The following is an 18,669-nucleotide window of genomic DNA, read 5'->3' as shown; positions in this document are numbered from 1 at the left end:
TGATTTAGCTTCAAAAGTAACTATAAATCAAATTCATCACAAGTATACACTTCATATTCTCCCTGATAATTTAAAGTTTTATAGAGCAAAAATGTAGGTTTGTTTTTTTCTGAAAAAGTACAAAAATACGCAGCCAGTTGTTGAAAAATATGCAGATTGGAGGGTACAGGAACTCCTAATTCTTGGTAAGACCATTTGTTTAAGTTAATGACCTTAGAGCTCTCAAAACGAGTATATTTAGGTGAATGGAAATAATATTTTTTGGGCACCTCAAGAGGAGCTTCTTTATATGCTATAGATAAAGTTTGGCCTTTGCCAGAATATAAATGAAATGAGAAATAGTAAGGCCACATTTCAATATAAGATAAAAGCGGTAATAAGAAAAATACAAGTAGTAGCGCTTTCTTAGCTTTACGGAAAGGTACTTTCATAAATTGTTGCGAGAAACTTAATGTTGCTTTAGAATAAAAACAGCAAAAGCTTAATCCCATCATTACCAAATTCCAAGGAATAATTATCTGATTAGGGTTTTACCCCAGGGACTCACCCACGAAAGAATGATCATGTGAAGCGCACAAAGTGCAAAAAAAGCGTAGCGTTGTGTAAGTTTAAAGGCTAATCCAATGCCTATACTTATTTCTAACAATGAAACGCCGTAGCCAATAATTCTATATTTAGGAAGGTGTAACATAAACACATCTCTAGCCATGGGAATAAAGATATGATCTACAAAATTCGAATTTATTTTATGGATGCCACTCCAAAAATAAATACTGATGAGTAATAACCGAAAATAAAACAGCCGATTGGAAGGCGGAATGCGAAAAATAAAACCTAAAAAAAATAGCAAATAGATATAAACCCAAGGTTGCCAACGCATTTGGTCTTCTAAACCTAAAGCAAGTAGTAAGAGTAAAGCAAGAGAAACAGTAATTTTTTTTGGAAAAAAAAGAAGGCTAGTCAATACACCTAATAGAACATAAATTAAATAATTGCCAATAAAGCTTGGCAAGTTTAAGAATTTGAAAACGGGTAGTAAGGGAAATAATCTATCTTGGGTCCATAGCGGAAAAGAGATAAAAATACCCATAATTAGACCTATAGAACAAAGTCTTAAGATTTTTAGGTCAAATTTTGTAAAGGTATTCAATGGGTAGTAAAGTTAAATAAGAGTTTAATTTACATCGTAATTAGGGTTTAAGTGATTTGATCCAATTCACTTTCGGTAAAATAAAATAAGGCTAGAATCGCAATTGAAAATGCAAAAATAGCAACAAATATTTCCCATATAAAAGAAATAGGAATTAGGTAAGCTCCCAATACACCTACCACCAACAAAAAAGCACCTGTTTTCACCATTAACTTGCCAGAATACTGTTGCGCAAAGTCCCAAGCTTCTTGAGACTTCATAGATTTTGAGGTCCTATAGCCATAAAGCGAATTGATTTCTTTGGGCGGATATTTATACAATACCCAACCCAAAAGAATAAAAACTACGCCTGTAAATGCATCTAAAAGCAAAAACGGACCTACAACAGTGCTCTCCATTAATACTGCTCTTTCTTATTAGGAAAATCAGACGATTTTACATCTTTATTATATTCCTGAAAAGCAGTAGTCATCTCAGTATATAAATCTAGATAACGGCGTAAAAAACGAGGGTGAAACTCTTGCGTCATTCCAATCATATCGTGCACCACCAAAACTTGACCATCTACGCCACCACCAGCGCCAATTCCTATTACGGGAATAGAAACACTTTCGGCCACTTCTTGCGCTAATTTGGCAGGTACTTTTTCTAAAACAATAGAAAAACAACCTATTTTCTCTAAGAGTTTAGCATCTTCTTTTAACTTTTTAGCCTCTTCTTCTTCTTTAGCTCTTACAGTATACGTTCCAAATTTATAAATTGATTGTGGCGTAAGGCCTAAATGCCCCATAACAGGAATTCCTGCATTTAAAATCCGCTTAATAGATTCTTTTACTTCTTTTCCGCCCTCTAATTTTACTGCGTGGCCGCCGCTCTCTTTCATAATTCTAATCGCAGAACGCAAAGCTTCTTTAGGATCACTTTGGTAACTTCCAAAAGGCAAATCTACCACAACAAGCGACCTGTCAATAGCCCTAACTACAGAAGAAGCGTGATAAATCATTTGGTCTAAGGTAATGGGTAAGGTAGTTTCGTGCCCCGCCATCACATTAGAGGCAGAATCTCCTACCAAAATAACATCAATCCCGGCACCATCTACAATTTTTGCCATAGTATAATCATAAGCCGTAAGCATAGAGATTTTCTCTCCGTTAGCCTTCATATCTACTAATGATTTTACCGTTACTCTTTTATATTCTTTTTTTGCGACAGACATGCATTTTCTATTTTAAGTTATCGTAAAAGTAGTAAATAAGTCAGTCAACATCAAAAACAAAAAGGCTAGAATTATATAGCTGATATTTTCAGTTTTTTCGTTTTCGTGGAAGTATTTCTATGTGAAATTAATTCCGTAAAGTTATTTCCAAGTCCATTTTCCATAATAAAAATAAAATCCTAAAAAAAGCAGCTACAAAAAACTTCCTTACCTTTGTTTTCTAAAATTACAATGAGGATGAATTATATATTATTTGATGGAGCGGCAAGAAAGCAATTGCTTCCTTTTACCTATACCAAACCCGTAGCCGATTTGCGTTTTGGGATTTTAACCCTACGGGAAAAATGGGAAAAATTCTTAGAAACCACCACAACCACCGTTACCGAAGATTATTTGGCAGAACGTTGGCCTATGGTAGAGATGGAGCAAAATACCATGATCAATGCGGCTGTTTGCCCATCAGAAAGTTTAGTAGAGCAAATAAAAAACTTAAAAGAACATCAAGTTTTAACTTTTAAAGATACATACATCGCCTTTAGAACAAAGGAAGATGAAGAAGTAGATTTAGATCAATGTGAAACTATTGAAGTGGTAAAAGAACCTTTAATACTTGTTCATTCTTGGGATCTTTTTGCTAAAAACGATTTAGCGATTCAAGCTGATTTTATTTTACTCACCAAAGACCGAACTTCTGTTGAAATTCCTGAAGGAGTTTTTTGCGTTAATAAAGAGCAAATCTTTATAGAAGAAGGAGCGAAGTTAACTATGGCTTCATTAAACGCTTCTAGCGGACCTATTTACATAGGAAAAGATGCTGAAGTAATGGAAGGCTGTACCGTGAGAGGACCTTTTGCACTTTGTGATCACGCCACGCTAAAAATGGGTGCTAAAATTTACGGAGCCACAACTGTGGGCCCACATTGTAAAGTGGGGGGAGAAGTGAATAATTCTGTTCTTATGGGATATTCTAATAAAGGACACGATGGGTTTTTAGGAAATTCGGTGTTGGGAGAATGGTGTAATTTAGGCGCAGATACCAACAACTCCAATTTAAAAAATAATTATGCTGAGGTGCGTTTGTGGGATTATGAAACCGAGCGTTTTGCTCCCACAGGACTTCAGTTTTGCGGATTGATGATGGGAGATCATTCCAAATGTGGAATCAACACCATGTTTAATACGGGAACCGTTGTGGGCGTAAGTGCTAATATTTTTGGAGCAGGATTTCCGCGTAACTTTATCCCGAGTTTCAGTTGGGGCGGAAGTAATGGAACTACAACCTACAAAACCAACAAAGCTTTTGAAGTTGCCGAAAAAGTGATGCAACGTCGCAGTATTGACTTTACGGAAGAAGACAAAGCAATTCTAGAACATGTTTTTGAAGAAACTAAAAAATTCCGAAGAGAGTAGAATTCAGTAAAAAATTTAGTACGTCTAAAAATTAAAGGTTTTGATCTTTCGGCCAGAGCCTTTAATTTTTCTTAGCAATTGTACTTAAGTTTAAAATTGTGTTCACAGACGAATTTTTATACGTACTATAACCTTCATTACAACCTCTGAATTTTTCAGGGGTTTTTATCAAAAAAACTTTATACTATATGGCAGCAAAAGTTACCAGAAAAGATCCCACGTCCAAATTTCTTGGTTTGGTTGTGAATAAAACTGTATTTTTTGCGGCAATTGCCATTATTATATGCAGCGTTGTTTTTACATTGGTGTTTGAAGCAGATGCAGAACGCTATTTTGGTATTGCACAAGATTATGTGGCAGATAAAGGCGGATGGATTTATACCTTATCTGTAAACATTTTTATAGTTTTTTGTATTTACATAGCACTAAGTAAATTTGGCAAAATTAAAATAGGTGGTGCAAATGCCAAACCCGAATTTAATCGATGGTCTTGGTTTGCCATGTTATTTAGTGCTGGAGTAGGTAACGGCTTGGTTTTATTTAGTATTGCAGATCCTGTGCGAGATTTTATAAGACCACCAAGATTGGCAGGAGAAGAACCTGCATTGATTGCACAAGAAGCCATTAACTTTTCATTTTTACACCACGGTATTCACGGCTGGGCAATTTATTCTGTAGTAGGATTATCATTGGCATATTTTACGTTTAATAGAAAAATGCCACTCACCTTTAGATCTGTATTTTATCCTATTTTAGGGAACAAAATTTATGGTTGGATGGGAGATGTTATTGACGTAATGGCTGTTATTACTACCATGTTTGGTTTGGCGACTACCATTGGTTTTGGGGTGGGACAAATTAATGCTGGTTTCACCCATGTTTTTGGGATGACTACCTCATTGTTTTACCAAATTCTTATCATTATAGCGGTTACGGCTGCGGCTACGGTTTCAGCGTTTAGTGGAGTAAATAAAGGCGTTAAAATACTGAGTCAGTTAAACGTACGCATAGCGCTTGCTATATTTTTATTGGTATTGGTTTTAGGACCTACTACTTTTATTTTTAAATCTTATATTCAAAACATAGGGAGTTATCTTACTCATTTTGTGGATATGTCTACTTGGACGGAATCCTTACAAGGCACCAGTTGGCAAAAAATAAGAACCATTATGTATTGGGGATGGTGGATTTCTTGGAGCCCTTTTGTTGGTATTTTTATCGCAAGAATTTCTAAAGGTAGAACCATAAAAGAATTTATTTTATGTGTGCTTATCTTACCTGCCTTGGTAACATTTTTATGGTTTAGCGCCTTTGGCGGAATCACCATGCGAGATATTTTAGGAGGCGATACTTTGATGATTGCTGCGGTAAATGATAATATTTCTACAGCTTTATACGTGTTTTTTGATAAATTTCCGTTAGCAATACTTTTAAAAATTTTGGGAGTAGTACTTATTTGTAGTTTTATAATCACCTCGGCAGACTCCGGAGCTTTGGTTATTAACAGCATTACCTCTGGCGGAAAATTAAAAACTCCAGCTTTTCAACGGGTTATTTGGGCAGCTGCTACAGGAACGGTTGCTGCTGTTTTAATGTACGGTGGTGGTTTAAACGCATTGCAAACTGCCGTCACCATCTCTGGTCTTCCTTTTGCTATTTTACTGGTGATGATGTGTTTTTCATTACTTTCTGGTCTAAAAGAGGATTATGAAAAAGCAGAGCGCGAAGAGAAATTGGAAGAGAAAGAAGTGTATCGTAAAAATATTTTAGAACTGGTAGAAAAAGCACGTGCTCAAAAAGAAAAGAAGAATAAGTCTAGTCTTAAAGAGCAATCGGCTAGTAATACAGAAGAGAAAAAATGAAAAAGAAAGAGCCTTTAAAAAAACAACAAAATGTAATGTTGGCATTAGATCTTACAAAAATGGATTCTACCTTGCTAAGCTACGCTAGTTATTTAAGTGAGGTGTTAAACATTGAACATTTTTATTTTACGCATAACATCAAACGTTCCAAATTGTATAATCTTTATGAAGATTTGCTAGAAGAGGGTATTACGCTAGAGGAAATTGTAGAGGAAGCCTTAGAGAAATCTATAGCCAAAAATTATACTGGAAAGACAGATTACACTTTAGCCATCACTTCTGATGATTATACCGAAAGTATTTTAGAGCATCTAAGCAAAAAATACAGTATAGATTTACTGTTGGTAGGTTATAAAAGCGAGTTGCAAGGTACGGGTGCATTAACTCAAAAATTGGTACGTATGATAGATGCCGGGATTTTAATGATTCCCGAAGAAACCAAATATCAATTGCATAAGATTTTGGTAGCTACAGATTTTAGTAATGCTTCTGTAAAAGCATTTCAGGCGGCAAAACACTTAACGAAAAAATCTAAGGGAAAAATAGAAGCTATTCATGTGTACAACATTCCTTCTTTTTTCTATCCTTATATCAATACACAAAAGGCGGTAGATAAAACACAAAAAAACTTGCAAGAGAAAACGAGACAATTCCGTAAGAAAAATCAAATGACTTTAGAGAATGTAAATTTTCATGAGTTAGATAGAGAAGAAAATTCGGTAGCAGGAGTGATCGAAGATTTCGCCTTAAATCAAAATTTTGACTTGCTTATTGTTTCCGCTAGAGGTGCAAATAACCTTACTTCTCTTTTTATTGGTAGTGTTACTAACGATTTAATTATTCGTGCAGTGAAGACTCCTTTGCTTGTAGTGAAGTAAACCGGAGATTACTAAAATTAATCTATGGGTTAGGTTTAGCGGCTTAAAAGAAAGCATTGTAGAGAGCACTCAAAATCTACTTTTAGAAAACGAAAAGTTCTCTCCTGTGCTTCAATTAAGGGTAGAAAATATTTTAAATAAAAGAGAATTAGCAGTTTAGGTAACCGTTCAATATAAATGCTTATATATTAAACTTTCTAAATATAAAAAAGCCTTTTTGATGTTTGTTTCATCAAAAAGGCTTTTTTAGTAATAAGGTTGAGATCTAGAGGTGAAAACTAACCTCTAAATCCCCGTGTAATTCTGCGGCGTAATGGCTTTGAGTTCGGTTTTAATTTCATCTGAAACTTCTAAGGTTTCAATAAAATCGGCTATACTTTTAGCGTTTATTTTGTCGTTGGTACGCGTAAGTCCTTTTAAAGCTTCATAAGGATTAGGATAAGCTTCTCTTCTTAAAATCGTCTGAATCGCTTCCGCTACGACGGCCCAATTATTTTCTAAATCCTCGTTGAGTTTGCTTTCATTCAGCAATAATTTATTTAAACCTTTTAAAGTAGAAGCCAAAGCAATCATGGTGTGGCCTATAGGTACGCCAATGTTTCTTAATACGGTACTGTCGGTTAAATCTCTTTGCAGGCGACTAATAGGAAGTTTTGCTGATAAATGCTCAAATAATGCATTGGCAATTCCTAAATTTCCTTCACTGTTTTCAAAATCAATCGGGTTTACTTTATGTGGCATCGCCGAAGAGCCCACTTCTCCTTTTTTGATTTTTTGTTTAAAATAATCCATAGAAACATACGTCCAAACGTCACGATCTAAATCGATTAAAATAGTGTTAATACGTTTTAAGGCATCAAAAGTTGCCGCCATAAAGTCATAATGCTCAATTTGGGTGGTAGGAAAAGAATGCTTCATTCCCAAAATTTGCTCAACAAAATGATTTCCAAAAGCTTTCCAATCTTGATTTGGATAAGCCACTTGATGTGCGTTAAAATTTCCCGTAGCACCGCCAAATTTAGCAGCGGCAGGGATTTCTTTTAAGCTCTTGATTTGCTCTTCCAACCGCACGATAAACACTTCAATTTCTTTTCCTAAACGGGTAGGAGAGGCCGGTTGCCCGTGAGTTCTTGCCAAAAGTGGGATATGTGCCCAATCTTTTGCCATCGCTTTAAGCTTTTCTAAAACCTCTTCCAATAATGGGTGGTAGACTTTTACTAAAGCATCTTTCAACGTAAGCGGAACCGAGGTGTTGTTGATGTCTTGTGAAGTTAATCCGAAGTGAATAAACTCTTTATAAGCTTGTAAATTTAAAGCATCAAATTTTTCTTTTATAAAATACTCCACAGCTTTTACATCGTGGTTGGTTACTTTCTCAATCTCTTTGACCGCCTGCGCATCTATACTAGAAAAATTCTCATAAATTTTTCTCAACTGCGGAAACAAATCAGCATCTACATTTTTTAATTGCGGCAAAGGCAGGTTACAAAGCGCAATAAAATACTCAATTTCAACTTTAATGCGGTATTTGATTAAAGCTTCTTCGCTAAAGAAAGCGGATAATTTTTCGGTTTTAGAATGATATCTACCATCAATAGGAGAAATAGCTTGTAACGTGTGCATAGTTGTGTGTGTTTTAAGCCTGCAAATATAGCTTGTTTTTAGGGGAGTGTAAAATCTTCATTTAATAAATTAAAATTCATTTTTTAACACGTTAAAGTTGAGGTAAAACAGAGTGCAATTGATGGAATATCAACTAATTTTGCCGATTATTTTTAGAGCGATGAATAAAGCCAGAATTGCATTGGTAGCGGGGATTGTGAGTATTTCTATATTCCCTATTTTGGTAAAATTAGGTTTAACCTCTGGACTTATATCGGCATTTTATAGAATGGCGATTGCCTTTGTACTTTTATTGCCTGTGGTGTTTTTAACCAAACAATGGCAAAAACCAACGCTAAGAATAGCATTACTTTCTGCTTTATGTGGGGTTTTATTTGGTGCCGATGTAGCGGTTTGGAATATTGCCATCCAAGAATCTAGCGCCACACAAGCGACACTGCTCACCAACTTATCGCCCATTTGGGTTGGCGTAGGAGCCTTTTTTGTACTCGCCGATAAACCTAAACTCAACTTTTGGATAGGAACGCTGGTGGCTTTATTGGGAATGGTAACCATTGTCGGATTTCAGTTTTTTGTGGAAATGAAATTTGATCGCGCTTTTCTCTTCGGGATTTTATCTGGAATTTTTTACTCGTGGTATTTTTTAACTTCCAAAGGTGTGTTGGATAAAACCAACGTTCCCACTTTTATGCTGATTAACTTATTTGCTTCTTCCGTTTTTTTAGGAATATTAAATTGGGTCGCAGGCGAAGCTTTTTACGGTTTTAGTAATACGGCTTGGTTGGTGTTATTTGTTCAAGCATTGGTTTGTCAGTTATTCGCTTGGTTTGCGCTTAACTTTGCCATTAGTAAAATGCGTGCAACCCGCGTGAGTTTGTCACTTTTAGGACAGGCGTTGCTTACTGCTATTTTGGCTTGGTATTTCTTATCGGAACCTGTTACCTTACAAATGTTGATAGGCGGACTTATTTTACTCACAGGAATAGGATTTACCTTTATTTCAACGCCTATCCCTCAACTGCTGAAATTTAAGAAAAAGAAGAGAAAGCTAGTGGCTGAGTTTTAATCTTGCTTAAAATTTTTCTACTTCTAGCTTGATATCCGTAAGAACCTTGAGCATAATTTTGTTCTAGGATAAGTTTTAATTTTGAATGAATCCAAGTGTTTTGCTTTCCTAATAAATAAAGACTTTGCGTGCGGTAAGCTTGTGAAGCTGTTTATTGTGAACTAATTAGCCAGTCAAAACCTATAGAAGTTATTTTTTCTTTCTGTTTTTTTCGAAGTTCTATGATTGGTTTTCTACTGAAGTGATTCAGTACCCAAACTTCTAAAATTTTAGCCATTGGACGGATGACGTCATCTCGTTTATTGCTTTCAATAATCTCAAAAATAGATTATATGATTCAAAATGAGCTTGTTATTCTGAATGTAAGCCAGTTCTATAGCTCTCGAAGCTTTTCCTGAAACTTCTTGACGTTCATCTTTTGCAATAGCGATGACTTGTAGAATTAATTCGGGGCTTTTTAAAAGGCGGTTGATGAAAATCACTCTATTTTCGCGATGTGTATTGATTTTTTGTACACAAGTTACTATAGAAGTTCCTTTAGTGCTTTTTAAGAGTTATCTACTTTGTTCATTCAAAAAACTTAGGTCTATTTCATACTTCCTGTGTAATATACCAATAAGAAAACAATCAAAAATAAAAGAATAAAATTAAGCGTTATATAAAGAACTCGTTTGAATATAACCATTTGAAAAACTTTAGAATTCCATATAAAAATGAGGAGAAGGTACAAAATAAAAAATGCCATTTTATATTCATTTCTAATCTCAATAAAATTTAAGCCTATAGAAATGGGGACAAAAATAATGGACCACAGACTAACGTTATAAATATTTAAGACTAAATGTTCATTATAGTTTTTCTTGTATTTTTTATACACCACAAAACTTATTAAAGAGAACAAAGCAATATTCATAAAAAGGAAAGCAAAATGTGTTGAAACGTTACTTGTAAACGTGATTCCTAAAAAATCTTTTGCTAATAAAAAATGTAATAACACAAATACAGAAGCGATGGTTAAAAATTTACTGGGACTGTAATAATAGCCTCTAAACCCTTTCCAATAGTTAGAAATAAGCTCTTTGGGTTTCATTAAGGCTACTTTCATATTTTTAGTAAAAGACTTCTCTAATGAAAAGAGATTTCCAAATAAATCTTGAAGAATTGAAATGCCTGTAATTCTTTTATCTTTATAGGTTTGACCACAGTTGGGACAATAGTTTAGCTCAATTTCATGTGCACATATAGAACATCTCATTTTTCTGGTTGTAAATGTTATTTATTAGATCTCAGTAGTTTTCGTTTCTTTTAAAAATAGAAATAGTAAAGCAAGAATTCCAGAAAATATGATAACTTGAATGAGCGTATTCCATATCATAGAAAATTTCTTATTATTATTGCTAAAAACCCTACTATTCCATATAAAAATAAGTAAAATAAAAACAAATTGCCAAATAGAATTTTTAAATTTAAAACAAGTATAAAAAAATCACTCAAAATGGTGATTACAATAAATATTGAAGGAGCTATATAACTGAAAGAAATTAGATGTTTAGAAAAACTTCTAATTTGCCTAAGAAATGTGAAGTAGGAAATAAAAAGAAAATTGGTATAAGTACCATCCAAAACAAATATTGCTGTTGAATATTACCGGTTTTTGAAACTCCCAGTTCTTCTTCATATACAAAGTAAACGTGTATAACAATCACCCCAATCCCATAGAGTAAAACTTTTCCAGGACTGGCATGATACCTTCTATAGCCTGAATAGTAATTTTCTACAATGGGTTTTGGGTTTTTTAAAATTTTAAAGATGGTAGCGAAACCAGATTTTTCTAAAGAAAAGAAATTGGAGATAAAACATACAATTAAGGATAAGGTAGAAGTGGGTTTGTTGGTAAACCGCTGTCCGCATCTGCTGCAATAATTTTCGGTGATAGGAATCACGCCTACCGAACAATTTTTCTTTTGAGTTATTACTTCTTTCAATGTGCAGACTTAAGCTTAGATTATTTTCTACGGAGAATTTTTAATTTTTTACTTAGAAAAGACTAGAATTCATGTTCTAATATAATCAAAATCTTAAATCTATTCTTATTCTCACATATTTCTCATAAAAATCATGCTGGTTCAAGATAAAATTTCCACCAGTACTTAACAAATTCATTTTTATTAGAAGGTTATCTGTTTAGGAAAACTTAGCATTTTCAAGTTCAAAGATGATGTTGGAAGTATATCCGGAATCCTTTCTTTTTTTATTCAGCTGAAACTCATTTTTTTGTAATAATTGTATGGAAGCTGCATTATCAAAATGCGTAAAAGCCTCAATTTTTTCTAACTTCAGCTCGTTAAAAGCAAATGGAATAAGCACTTGTAATGCTTCGTTCATGATTCCTTTTCGATGAAATTTAGTATCTAAATCATAGCCTACTTCGGCAGTTTTTGGGTTTTTAGAGAAATTTCGTATTCCAATAGTTCCAATAAGTTGAGGCTCATCTTTTAAACTTATTCCCCAGGCAATAGATTGATGCTTATCAAAAGACTGCTCTAAATTTTCAATCATTTTTTTAGCATCAGCAATTGTCTTTATCTTTTTGCTTTCGGGTCTTTTAATAAACTTGTTAATAGCTTCATAAGACCTTAAAAATAAAATAGTTTCGGCATCTGATGCCTTTATTTTCCGAAGTAAAAGCCGTTCTGATGTTATTTCGGGAAAGGATTTAAAATTCATTATATTGATTTTGGTCTTATAGGTAAAAGTAAGAAAAGGAATAGCTGTAGCCAGAAGAAAAGGGTTCAAATTTAACTTATACATCAATACTTAAATTAATAGAATTTATAATTCAGAAAAACTTTTAGTTATGCTGAGTTCTTTATTAAGCAAATACTACAATCCTAAATTCCAACCTACAATCAGTTTGAAAGCGTTAGTTTTTACTTCTCCTTCAACGTGATCTGGAACACCTCCTGTATCTATGATTCCAAAATCATTTCTAACTTCAATTGTGATATCATTCTTTTCATTTATGGAAATAGAAGTTCCAATACCTAAAGAGGCTCCAAAGTCAAACTTTTTCTGTTCTGTTTGGTTGTTACTGCCTTCATTAGGAAAGTTGGGTTCTATTTTATTATGAAGCAAATAATTGAAAAATGGTCCGCCATTTATAAAAAGCTTAGCGTTTAGAAATTCGTATTTTAAGAGAATAGGTATGTTGATATACTCAAATATATCCTTAAAGGTTTTTGTTCCAATTTCATCACCTCCAGGTTGAAAATACAAGAGTTGCAATTCTCTGATTTTTCTTTCATAGTTAACATTTGTTTTTACTGATATACTTTTGGTGAGGTAATAATCCAAACTGATACCCAATAAATATCCTACCTTAAAATTATTGTATTTTGCATATTCGTGTCCTCTAACGTCTGGATAATTTATTCCAGCATTAACTCCTATTTTTAAGTCATTTTGAGCACTTATTTGAAAAGAAAAAATTAATCCTAGAACAAGCAGTAATAATTTATTTTTATGCATAATAGTACTAATGGTTGAAATTGTTTTTATACCGATTTAATTACGATAGGAACTATTTAATTTGATATTATTTAAGATAACGAGCTGATGTATAAAAGTAGTGCAGAAGCTTATATTTTTCTTTACTATTAGCTAATTTTTTGCAAATATATTAAAACTGATGGTATAGTCAAGACTTGTTCTTATACCTTCTAATTCCAAGGGAGCATGCTCCCTTGAGACAATCACAATATCAATCTTTTTATACTTTTTAAAAATTTATCTTATCACAGGTGATAGGATTTTTAAATTACATGACTGCTGTTTATCGATTAGTTATAATTGAGTCCCTATTTTTGCCGGCCCGCCCGAACGTAACTCTTCTACGGGCAGGTCTAATATCTAATTCAAACACCATCACTTGACACATCAAGCAATTGCTCCACCAATTTCTTCACTCCAGTAGAAGCATTTTCAGCAATAATACTTAGGTTTTTAGTTTCTGTAATTGCTGGTTGGGGATCTATAAAATACATTTGGCAATGCGGCGGCGCAAAGTCTTTTAATCCTGCAGCAGGATAAACCTGCATAGACGTACCAATAATGATAAGAATATCTGCTTTTTCTACTTCTAAAGCTGCGGTTTCTAATAGTGGCACTTGTTCGCCAAACCAAACAATATGCGGTCTTAATTGCGAATTGAACTCACAAAAATCGCCTACATTTAAATCTTCTTTCCAATCAAAAATCAATTCTTTATCAAAGGTGCTGCGTACTTTAAACAGTTCGCCGTGCAAATGAACTACATTTTCGCTCCCAGCGCGTTCGTGCAAATCATCTACATTTTGAGTGATAATGCTAACATTATATTGCTCTTCTAACTCTTTTAAAGCCAAATGTGCCGCATTAGGTTCTACTTGCTTCAATTGCCTTCTCCTTTGGTTATAAAAGTCTAGAACCAGCTCTGGATTATTTTTAAAACCTAGCGGAGACGCCACTTGCATTACATCGTGACCTTCCCAAAGTCCGTCATCATCCCTAAAAGTTTTGATGCCACTTTCGGCGCTTATGCCAGCTCCTGTTAAGACTACAATATTTTTCATGACTTTTTTTAGTATGGTTTTCAGCAAAATAATCAAAATATTGACGTAAACGATAGCAAAGTTCACTGGGGTTTATATTTTTGTAAGATGAATCAAGAACTTTTAGATTATTTACAAGACTATCTAACTCCGCGTAGACGGAATTTATTTGAAAAAGTTTTAGCCCAAAGAACTAATCATTTTACGGTTGCTACAGAAGATGTGTACCAACTTCATAATACCAGCGCTGTAATACGCAGCTGCGATGTATTTGGAATTCAAAATGTTCATATTACTGAAGAACGCAATAGAAAACGCATTGATAGAGAAATTGCGATGGGCGCTCAAAAATGGGTAGACATTAATCGATACCATACCGCCAAAGATAGTTTAGATACTTTGCGCGCTAAAGGCTATAAAATCATTGCGACTACACCACATAACGACGCTTGCTTACTAGAGGATTTTGATATTTCTAAACCTTCCGCTTTATTTTTTGGAACCGAAAAAGACGGACTTTCTACCGAAATTATGGAACAGGCAGATGGTTTTTTAAAAATACCTATGGTAGGTTTTACAGAGAGTTTAAACATATCGGTTTCCGCAGCAATTATTCTACAAAGTATTACCTCAAAATTAAAACGCAGTGAAGTAGAGTGGAGGCTTAGTGAAGAAGAAATTTATAATGCAAAACTCAACTGGGCAAAAAATACCATCAAAAGTAGCGATCAAATTATAGAGCGTTTTTTAGCTGAACAAAATGCTAAACCAATTTAAATCATTAGTTATGGATTAAATATAGTGTATAGTTGATGGATACCTTATATGTATGAAATCTAACAAGATTTTAAAATTCATACCTTGTTCTTCTAAAAATGATTCTATAAAAAGTGAAGGAATATTTTAAATTAAAACACTGCTGTTTTTCAATTAGTTATAATTAAGTCTTTCCCAAAATTTCGGGATTGTTTCTAAAAGCGCAGCAGTCTTAATTCTTTACCAAAAAAACAACCAATTTGAATATGTAATAATCGTATTAATCCCTATTGAGAACCTTGTATTCTTCGTAGCAATTGCTAATGGCGTTTAATATTTGGAGATCGTTGGCCGTTTTAATAAACTGACCCGAGTAGTTGCATTTATTTAATATCTCATCAATATCTACTCTGCTTATTTGCAATAAAGCGACTAGAGTTTCTCTATTGAATTTCTCTTGCAATAAATTTCTAATCTCGTCATCTTCCTTCATTTTACGCAATTTACGCATTTGCCTGCCTTTTTTACTAAACGTATTGTAGAGCAAATCTGCCGGGTTGAATATAGCAGACATAGTCCTAGAAAATGCGCCAGGCTGACTGTCACCAACTTCATAGCCATAACTTAGACCAGAAATACTGTAACGAGAATTGTCATAAATAGGAATATTTTTGGCATCAATTTCTAGATAACCAGTAAGTTTTAAAGGCGAAACAGTTACTTCTTCTAGAGCAATACCAATCTCGGTCATTTTTACTTTTACATCGCCATACTTAGTCCAGTCGTTGGTAACGCGAACTTGTATAGATTTATAGCCAAGGTAAGAAAAGTATAAAGTATCATTCACTTTTGCTTTCAACTCAAAACTTCCTTCTTTGCCAGAAACCGTTCCTTTTACTTGATTAAGGTTAACAATGTTTACGTCTTCTAGAGGTAAGTCATTTGCCGCATTTAACACTTTTCCTTTAACCACCTCAATTTCTACTTCTTGCGCTTTCGCGGAAAAAGATAAAACCATCAACATGATTGAAATAAGAATAGGATACTTAGGCATAAAATCTACTTCTAAAAGACGTAAATATACTTATTTTTTGTTTCTTCTTCGGCTTACCGAACTTTTGATATTTGACTTACGTTTTCCAGAAGATTCGCCGCTTCGTCTAGAAAAACCTCCTCTAGAGCCAGAATCGTTGCTCTTATTGAAACCGCCACCGCCGCTTCTTTTGCTGCCGCCTCCTTTACGGAAACCGCCGCCACCGCCGCGTTTTTTGCGATCTTTATTGCCACCTTTATCTTTGGTCACCTCAACATTAATTTGTCTGCCGTCGTGCTCAAAATTCTCAAAGTAAGCCAAAACTTTATCTTTCTCTGTCGTATCTGTATTAAAGAAAGAGAAGCTATCTTTTACATCTACACGAGAAACACCTTCTCTGTCTAATTCTAAATTTTCTTTTAAGAAGTCTTTTAAAGACATCCAATCAAAATCATCTTTAGCACCAACATTTATAAAGTAACGCGTGCTTTCTCCACTATCTTCACCTTCTCTATAATCATTATGATTGGCAGCAGGACTGTTAAGTTTAGAAGCATTTTTATAGTAATTAAAGAAACGTGTAAACTCTACAGAAAATACTTTCTTAATCACCTCTTCTTTACTGAAATCTTTAAAAAGCTCTTCAATTTGAGGCAAGTAACTATCAATCTCGTGATTAATCTCTGTATTTTTTATGCTTTTAGCTAAGTGAAATAGTTGCACCTGGCAAATTTCCTCTCCGCTAGGAATATCTTTTCTTTCAAAAGACTGTTTAATGATGCGCTCAATACTTTTAATTTTACGCATTTCACTCTTGGTCACAATCACCATAGAAACTCCGCTTTTTCCAGCACGACCAGTTCTTCCGCTTCGGTGGGTGTAGGTTTCTATTTCATCTGGGAGTTGGTAATTGATTACGTGGGTAATATCATCTACATCAATTCCGCGGGCAGCAACATCTGTAGCGACCAACATTTGGATTTGACGAGAACGGAAGCTTTTCATCACTAAATCTCGTTGATTCTGACTTAGATCTCCGTGAATAGCAGCTGCATTGTATCCATCTTCAATTAAACGTTCGGCTACCTTTTGCGTATCTCTTTTGGTTCTACAAAAAATCACAGAAAAGATATCTGGATTAGAATCGGCTAAACGTTTTAAACCATTGTAACGATCTCTACCTGCTACTACATAGTATTCATGAGAAACATTTTTGGTTCCTTCGTTTTTGGTGCCTACCGTTATTTCAACGGGATTCTTCATAAACTTCTTTGCGATGGTAGATACCTCTTTGGGCATCGTTGCGCTAAAAAGCCAAGTTTTTTTATCTTTTGGAGTATGGGATAAAATATCTGTAATGTCTTCATAGAATCCCATGTTCAACATTTCATCTGCTTCATCAAGAATACAGTAGTCAATTTTAGAGATGTCTATCATCCCACGACTAACCATATCTTTCATTCTTCCGGGCGTTGCCACAATCACTTGAGCTCCTTTTTTTATCGCTCTCGCTTGATCTGAAATACTAGAACCCCCATAAATAGCTACCGTTTTAAGTCCCTTAATATATTTGGCGTAATTTTGTATTTCGTTGGTAATTTGTAAACATAATTCTCTTGTAGGGGAAAGAATTAATCCCTGTGTGTGTTTGCTATCGGCGTTAATTTTTTGGAGTAGCGGAAAACCAAAAGCTGCTGTTTTCCCTGTTCCGGTCTGTGCAAGGGCAACCAAATCGGTTTCCTCTTGTAATAAAATTGGAATCGCTTTTTCTTGTACTTCGCTTGGAGCTTCAAACCCCATATCACTTACTGCATTTACGATTTCGGCGTTAAGCCCTAATTGTTCAAATTTGTTCATATAAAATAAATAAGCTGCAAAGGTAAACATTCCTAAGTAGCTTATGTTATAAAACGTATTTTTTTATCGGCTTCCTTATTCTGATAAATAACTGACTAGCTGACTAAAAGCTCTCGCACGATGACTTATTTCGTTTTTTTCTTGCGGGTTCATTTCGGCAAAAGTTTTGCTTTTATTTTTTGGTAAAAACACGGGATCGTAGCCAAAACCTTTATTTCCTCTTTTCTCTTTGGTGATTGCTCCTTCGCAAATGCCAGTAAAGAGCGTTTCATGTTCATTTAAAGAAAGGGCGATAACGGTTTTAAATCTAGCGCTTCTGTCTAATTTGTTCTCTAAATTTTTAAGAAGTTTCGCGATATTGGCATCGTTATTTTTATCTTCCCCAGCATAACGAGCAGAAAATACTCCGGGTTCTCCGTTTAAGGCATTTACTTCGAGCCCAGTGTCGTCTGCAAAGCAATTATACCCATATTTTTCGGTTACATATTTTGCTTTAATAATGGCATTGCCATCAATGCTATCTGCGGTTTCTTCTATATCCTCATCACAACCAATATCATTTAAAGAAAGTAAGTATATGTGGTCTGGAAGCAGTTGTTTAATCTCCCTAATTTTGTTAGGGTTATGCGTGGCAAAAACAAGTCTCATAGGTTGTTAAATTAAAAGTAAAAAATTGAAAGTGAAAAGTTAAAAACTAAAAATTAAAGTAAAAATTATAATTTCAAAGACTAAAGACCCAAGACTAAAAACTACCTATGATGATAAGGTTCGTTTTTTAAGATTGTAAAAGCGCGGTACAATTGTTCGGTAAAAAATAAACGTATGATTTGATGAGAGAATGTCATTTTAGAAAGTGCTATTTTTTGATTGGCACGTTGGTAGACTTCGGGAGAAAAGCCATAAGGTCCGCCAATTACAAAGAGGAGTTGCTTCATTCCGGTATTTAATTTTTTCTGAATTTCTTCTGAAAACTCTTCCGAAGTAAAACTTTTTCCTTTTTCATCTAAAAGTATCAACAAATCTGAAGGATTTACGTGTTTTAGAATCAATGCTCCTTCTTTAGACTTTTGAAGACTCTCGTCCATATTCTTCGTTTTTTTTAAATCTGGGATGATTTCTAGACTAAAATTACAGTAATGAGAAAGCCTTTTTACATAAGTATTGATGAGTTCTTGTAAGGAAGAATCATCGGTTTTGCCAACAGCGATTAGTTTTATTTGCATTAGAAA

19 protein-coding genes are annotated in these 18,669 nt (G+C 34.3%); 5 read left to right on the top strand and 14 right to left on the bottom strand.

The annotated features are described in order from the left end of the window. Nucleotides 1–20: 20 nt before the first annotated feature. The 4 genes from RLT85_RS04075 to panB form a co-directional block, all read right to left on the bottom strand. Nucleotides 21–431: a hypothetical protein gene (locus RLT85_RS04075; protein WP_311400754.1), complete on the bottom strand. Its 411-nt coding sequence runs from the start codon at nucleotides 429–431 to the stop codon at nucleotides 21–23. A gap of 83 nt (nucleotides 432–514) precedes the next feature. Further along, a complete protein-coding gene (locus tag RLT85_RS04070; RefSeq protein WP_311400753.1) occupies nucleotides 515–1,090 on the bottom strand; it encodes a MauE/DoxX family redox-associated membrane protein in 576 nt (191 codons plus the stop codon). A gap of 107 nt (nucleotides 1,091–1,197) precedes the next feature. After that, the gene (locus tag RLT85_RS04065) at nucleotides 1,198–1,548 is read right to left on the bottom strand and encodes an SdpI family protein (protein WP_311400752.1); all 351 of its coding nucleotides are present in this window, start codon (nucleotides 1,546–1,548) and stop codon (nucleotides 1,198–1,200) included. Beyond that, nucleotides 1,548–2,366: a 3-methyl-2-oxobutanoate hydroxymethyltransferase gene (gene panB, locus RLT85_RS04060; RefSeq protein WP_311400751.1), complete on the bottom strand. Its 819-nt coding sequence runs from the start codon at nucleotides 2,364–2,366 to the stop codon at nucleotides 1,548–1,550. Before panB ends, RLT85_RS04065 begins: the two co-directional genes overlap by 1 nt. A 237-nt stretch (nucleotides 2,367–2,603) precedes the next feature. On the opposite strand from panB, the gene RLT85_RS04055 reads away from it, so the two are divergent. The 3 genes from RLT85_RS04055 (at nucleotide 2,604) to RLT85_RS04045 (ending at nucleotide 6,516) form a co-directional block, all read left to right on the top strand. Beyond that, nucleotides 2,604–3,776 (top strand): GlmU family protein, encoded by a 1,173-nt coding sequence (locus tag RLT85_RS04055; RefSeq protein ID WP_311400750.1) that lies wholly within the window; start codon nucleotides 2,604–2,606, stop codon nucleotides 3,774–3,776. Between the two features lie 188 nt (nucleotides 3,777–3,964). Further along, the gene (locus RLT85_RS04050) at nucleotides 3,965–5,638 is read left to right on the top strand and encodes a BCCT family transporter (RefSeq protein WP_311400749.1); all 1,674 of its coding nucleotides are present in this window, start codon (nucleotides 3,965–3,967) and stop codon (nucleotides 5,636–5,638) included. Then, nucleotides 5,635–6,516, top strand: a complete 882-nt coding sequence (locus tag RLT85_RS04045; protein WP_311400748.1) for a universal stress protein — start codon at nucleotides 5,635–5,637, stop codon at nucleotides 6,514–6,516. Before RLT85_RS04050 ends, RLT85_RS04045 begins: the two co-directional genes overlap by 4 nt. A gap of 285 nt (nucleotides 6,517–6,801) precedes the next feature. On the opposite strand, the gene purB is transcribed toward RLT85_RS04045, so the two are convergent. After that, nucleotides 6,802–8,139 (bottom strand): adenylosuccinate lyase, encoded by a 1,338-nt coding sequence (purB, locus tag RLT85_RS04040; RefSeq protein ID WP_311400747.1) that lies wholly within the window; start codon nucleotides 8,137–8,139, stop codon nucleotides 6,802–6,804. A gap of 121 nt (nucleotides 8,140–8,260) precedes the next feature. On the opposite strand from purB, the gene RLT85_RS04035 reads away from it, so the two are divergent. Then, nucleotides 8,261–9,205: a DMT family transporter gene (locus RLT85_RS04035; protein ID WP_311400746.1), complete on the top strand. Its 945-nt coding sequence runs from the start codon at nucleotides 8,261–8,263 to the stop codon at nucleotides 9,203–9,205. Between the two features lie 586 nt (nucleotides 9,206–9,791). Here the strand turns inward: RLT85_RS04035 and RLT85_RS04030 are convergent. The 5 genes from RLT85_RS04030 to RLT85_RS04010 form a co-directional block, all read right to left on the bottom strand. Further along, on the bottom strand, nucleotides 9,792–10,310 hold the full coding sequence (locus tag RLT85_RS04030; protein WP_311400745.1) for a hypothetical protein: 519 nt from the start codon (nucleotides 10,308–10,310) through the stop codon (nucleotides 9,792–9,794). A 436-nt stretch (nucleotides 10,311–10,746) separates the two neighbouring features. After that, complete coding sequence (locus RLT85_RS04025) at nucleotides 10,747–11,190, bottom strand: hypothetical protein (RefSeq protein WP_311400744.1); 444 nt, start codon at nucleotides 11,188–11,190, stop codon at nucleotides 10,747–10,749. Nucleotides 11,191–11,389: 199 nt separating this feature from the next. Then, on the bottom strand, nucleotides 11,390–11,932 hold the full coding sequence (locus RLT85_RS04020; protein ID WP_311400743.1) for a GNAT family N-acetyltransferase: 543 nt from the start codon (nucleotides 11,930–11,932) through the stop codon (nucleotides 11,390–11,392). A 156-nt stretch (nucleotides 11,933–12,088) separates the two neighbouring features. Then, nucleotides 12,089–12,733, bottom strand: a complete 645-nt coding sequence (locus RLT85_RS04015) for a porin family protein (protein WP_311400742.1) — start codon at nucleotides 12,731–12,733, stop codon at nucleotides 12,089–12,091. Between the two features lie 386 nt (nucleotides 12,734–13,119). Then, a complete protein-coding gene (locus RLT85_RS04010; RefSeq protein ID WP_311400741.1) occupies nucleotides 13,120–13,815 on the bottom strand; it encodes an SIR2 family NAD-dependent protein deacylase in 696 nt (231 codons plus the stop codon). 87 nt (nucleotides 13,816–13,902) lie between these two features. Here RLT85_RS04010 and RLT85_RS04005 point away from each other — a divergent pair, with 87 nt between their 5' ends. Continuing rightward, nucleotides 13,903–14,571, top strand: coding sequence for a TrmH family RNA methyltransferase (locus RLT85_RS04005; protein WP_311400740.1), 669 nt, complete (start codon nucleotides 13,903–13,905; stop codon nucleotides 14,569–14,571). Nucleotides 14,572–14,830: 259 nt separating this feature from the next. Here the strand turns inward: RLT85_RS04005 and RLT85_RS04000 are convergent, their stop codons facing one another. The 4 genes from RLT85_RS04000 to rlmH all read right to left on the bottom strand — a co-directional run bounded on the left by RLT85_RS04000 (nucleotide 14,831) and on the right by rlmH (nucleotide 18,663). Beyond that, nucleotides 14,831–15,604, bottom strand: a complete 774-nt coding sequence (locus tag RLT85_RS04000; protein ID WP_311400739.1) for a carboxypeptidase-like regulatory domain-containing protein — start codon at nucleotides 15,602–15,604, stop codon at nucleotides 14,831–14,833. Nucleotides 15,605–15,634: 30 nt separating this feature from the next. Then, the gene (locus RLT85_RS03995; protein WP_311400738.1) at nucleotides 15,635–17,440 is read right to left on the bottom strand and encodes a DEAD/DEAH box helicase; all 1,806 of its coding nucleotides are present in this window, start codon (nucleotides 17,438–17,440) and stop codon (nucleotides 15,635–15,637) included. 75 nt (nucleotides 17,441–17,515) lie between these two features. After that, nucleotides 17,516–18,088 (bottom strand): non-canonical purine NTP diphosphatase, encoded by a 573-nt coding sequence (locus RLT85_RS03990; protein WP_311400737.1) that lies wholly within the window; start codon nucleotides 18,086–18,088, stop codon nucleotides 17,516–17,518. A gap of 101 nt (nucleotides 18,089–18,189) precedes the next feature. After that, on the bottom strand, nucleotides 18,190–18,663 hold the full coding sequence (gene rlmH / locus RLT85_RS03985; RefSeq protein WP_311400736.1) for a 23S rRNA (pseudouridine(1915)-N(3))-methyltransferase RlmH: 474 nt from the start codon (nucleotides 18,661–18,663) through the stop codon (nucleotides 18,190–18,192). Nucleotides 18,664–18,669: the final 6 nt, after the last annotated feature.

Origin of the sequence: Mesonia ostreae, assembly GCF_031845265.1 — a bacterium.
GTDB lineage: Bacteria > Bacteroidota > Bacteroidia > Flavobacteriales > Flavobacteriaceae > Mesonia > Mesonia ostreae.
Note: the sequence above shows the minus strand (reverse complement) of the source record. Positions and strands in the feature narration are given on the sequence as shown.

Bases quoted from the DNA above. Each gene is read 5' to 3' on its own strand.
- RLT85_RS04075 (WP_311400754.1), bottom strand. From the start codon at position 431: ATGAAAGTACCTTTCCGTAAAGCTAAGAAAGCGCTACTACTTGTATTT.
- RLT85_RS04070 (WP_311400753.1), bottom strand. From the start codon at position 1,090: ATGGGTATTTTTATCTCTTTTCCGCTATGGACCCAAGATAGATTATTT.
- RLT85_RS04065 (WP_311400752.1), bottom strand. From the start codon at position 1,548: ATGGAGAGCACTGTTGTAGGTCCGTTTTTGCTTTTAGATGCATTTACA.
- panB (WP_311400751.1), bottom strand. From the start codon at position 2,366: ATGTCTGTCGCAAAAAAAGAATATAAAAGAGTAACGGTAAAATCATTA.
- RLT85_RS04055 (WP_311400750.1), top strand. From the start codon at position 2,604: ATGAATTATATATTATTTGATGGAGCGGCAAGAAAGCAATTGCTTCCT.
- RLT85_RS04050 (WP_311400749.1), top strand. From the start codon at position 3,965: ATGGCAGCAAAAGTTACCAGAAAAGATCCCACGTCCAAATTTCTTGGT.
- RLT85_RS04045 (WP_311400748.1), top strand. From the start codon at position 5,635: ATGAAAAAGAAAGAGCCTTTAAAAAAACAACAAAATGTAATGTTGGCA.
- purB (WP_311400747.1), bottom strand. From the start codon at position 8,139: ATGCACACGTTACAAGCTATTTCTCCTATTGATGGTAGATATCATTCT.
- RLT85_RS04035 (WP_311400746.1), top strand. From the start codon at position 8,261: ATGGAATATCAACTAATTTTGCCGATTATTTTTAGAGCGATGAATAAA.
- RLT85_RS04030 (WP_311400745.1), bottom strand. From the start codon at position 10,310: ATGAAAGTAGCCTTAATGAAACCCAAAGAGCTTATTTCTAACTATTGG.
- RLT85_RS04020 (WP_311400743.1), bottom strand. From the start codon at position 11,932: ATGAATTTTAAATCCTTTCCCGAAATAACATCAGAACGGCTTTTACTT.
- RLT85_RS04015 (WP_311400742.1), bottom strand. From the start codon at position 12,733: ATGCATAAAAATAAATTATTACTGCTTGTTCTAGGATTAATTTTTTCT.
- RLT85_RS04010 (WP_311400741.1), bottom strand. From the start codon at position 13,815: ATGAAAAATATTGTAGTCTTAACAGGAGCTGGCATAAGCGCCGAAAGT.
- RLT85_RS04005 (WP_311400740.1), top strand. From the start codon at position 13,903: ATGAATCAAGAACTTTTAGATTATTTACAAGACTATCTAACTCCGCGT.
- RLT85_RS04000 (WP_311400739.1), bottom strand. From the start codon at position 15,604: ATGCCTAAGTATCCTATTCTTATTTCAATCATGTTGATGGTTTTATCT.
- RLT85_RS03995 (WP_311400738.1), bottom strand. From the start codon at position 17,440: ATGAACAAATTTGAACAATTAGGGCTTAACGCCGAAATCGTAAATGCA.
- RLT85_RS03990 (WP_311400737.1), bottom strand. From the start codon at position 18,088: ATGAGACTTGTTTTTGCCACGCATAACCCTAACAAAATTAGGGAGATT.
- rlmH (WP_311400736.1), bottom strand. From the start codon at position 18,663: ATGCAAATAAAACTAATCGCTGTTGGCAAAACCGATGATTCTTCCTTA.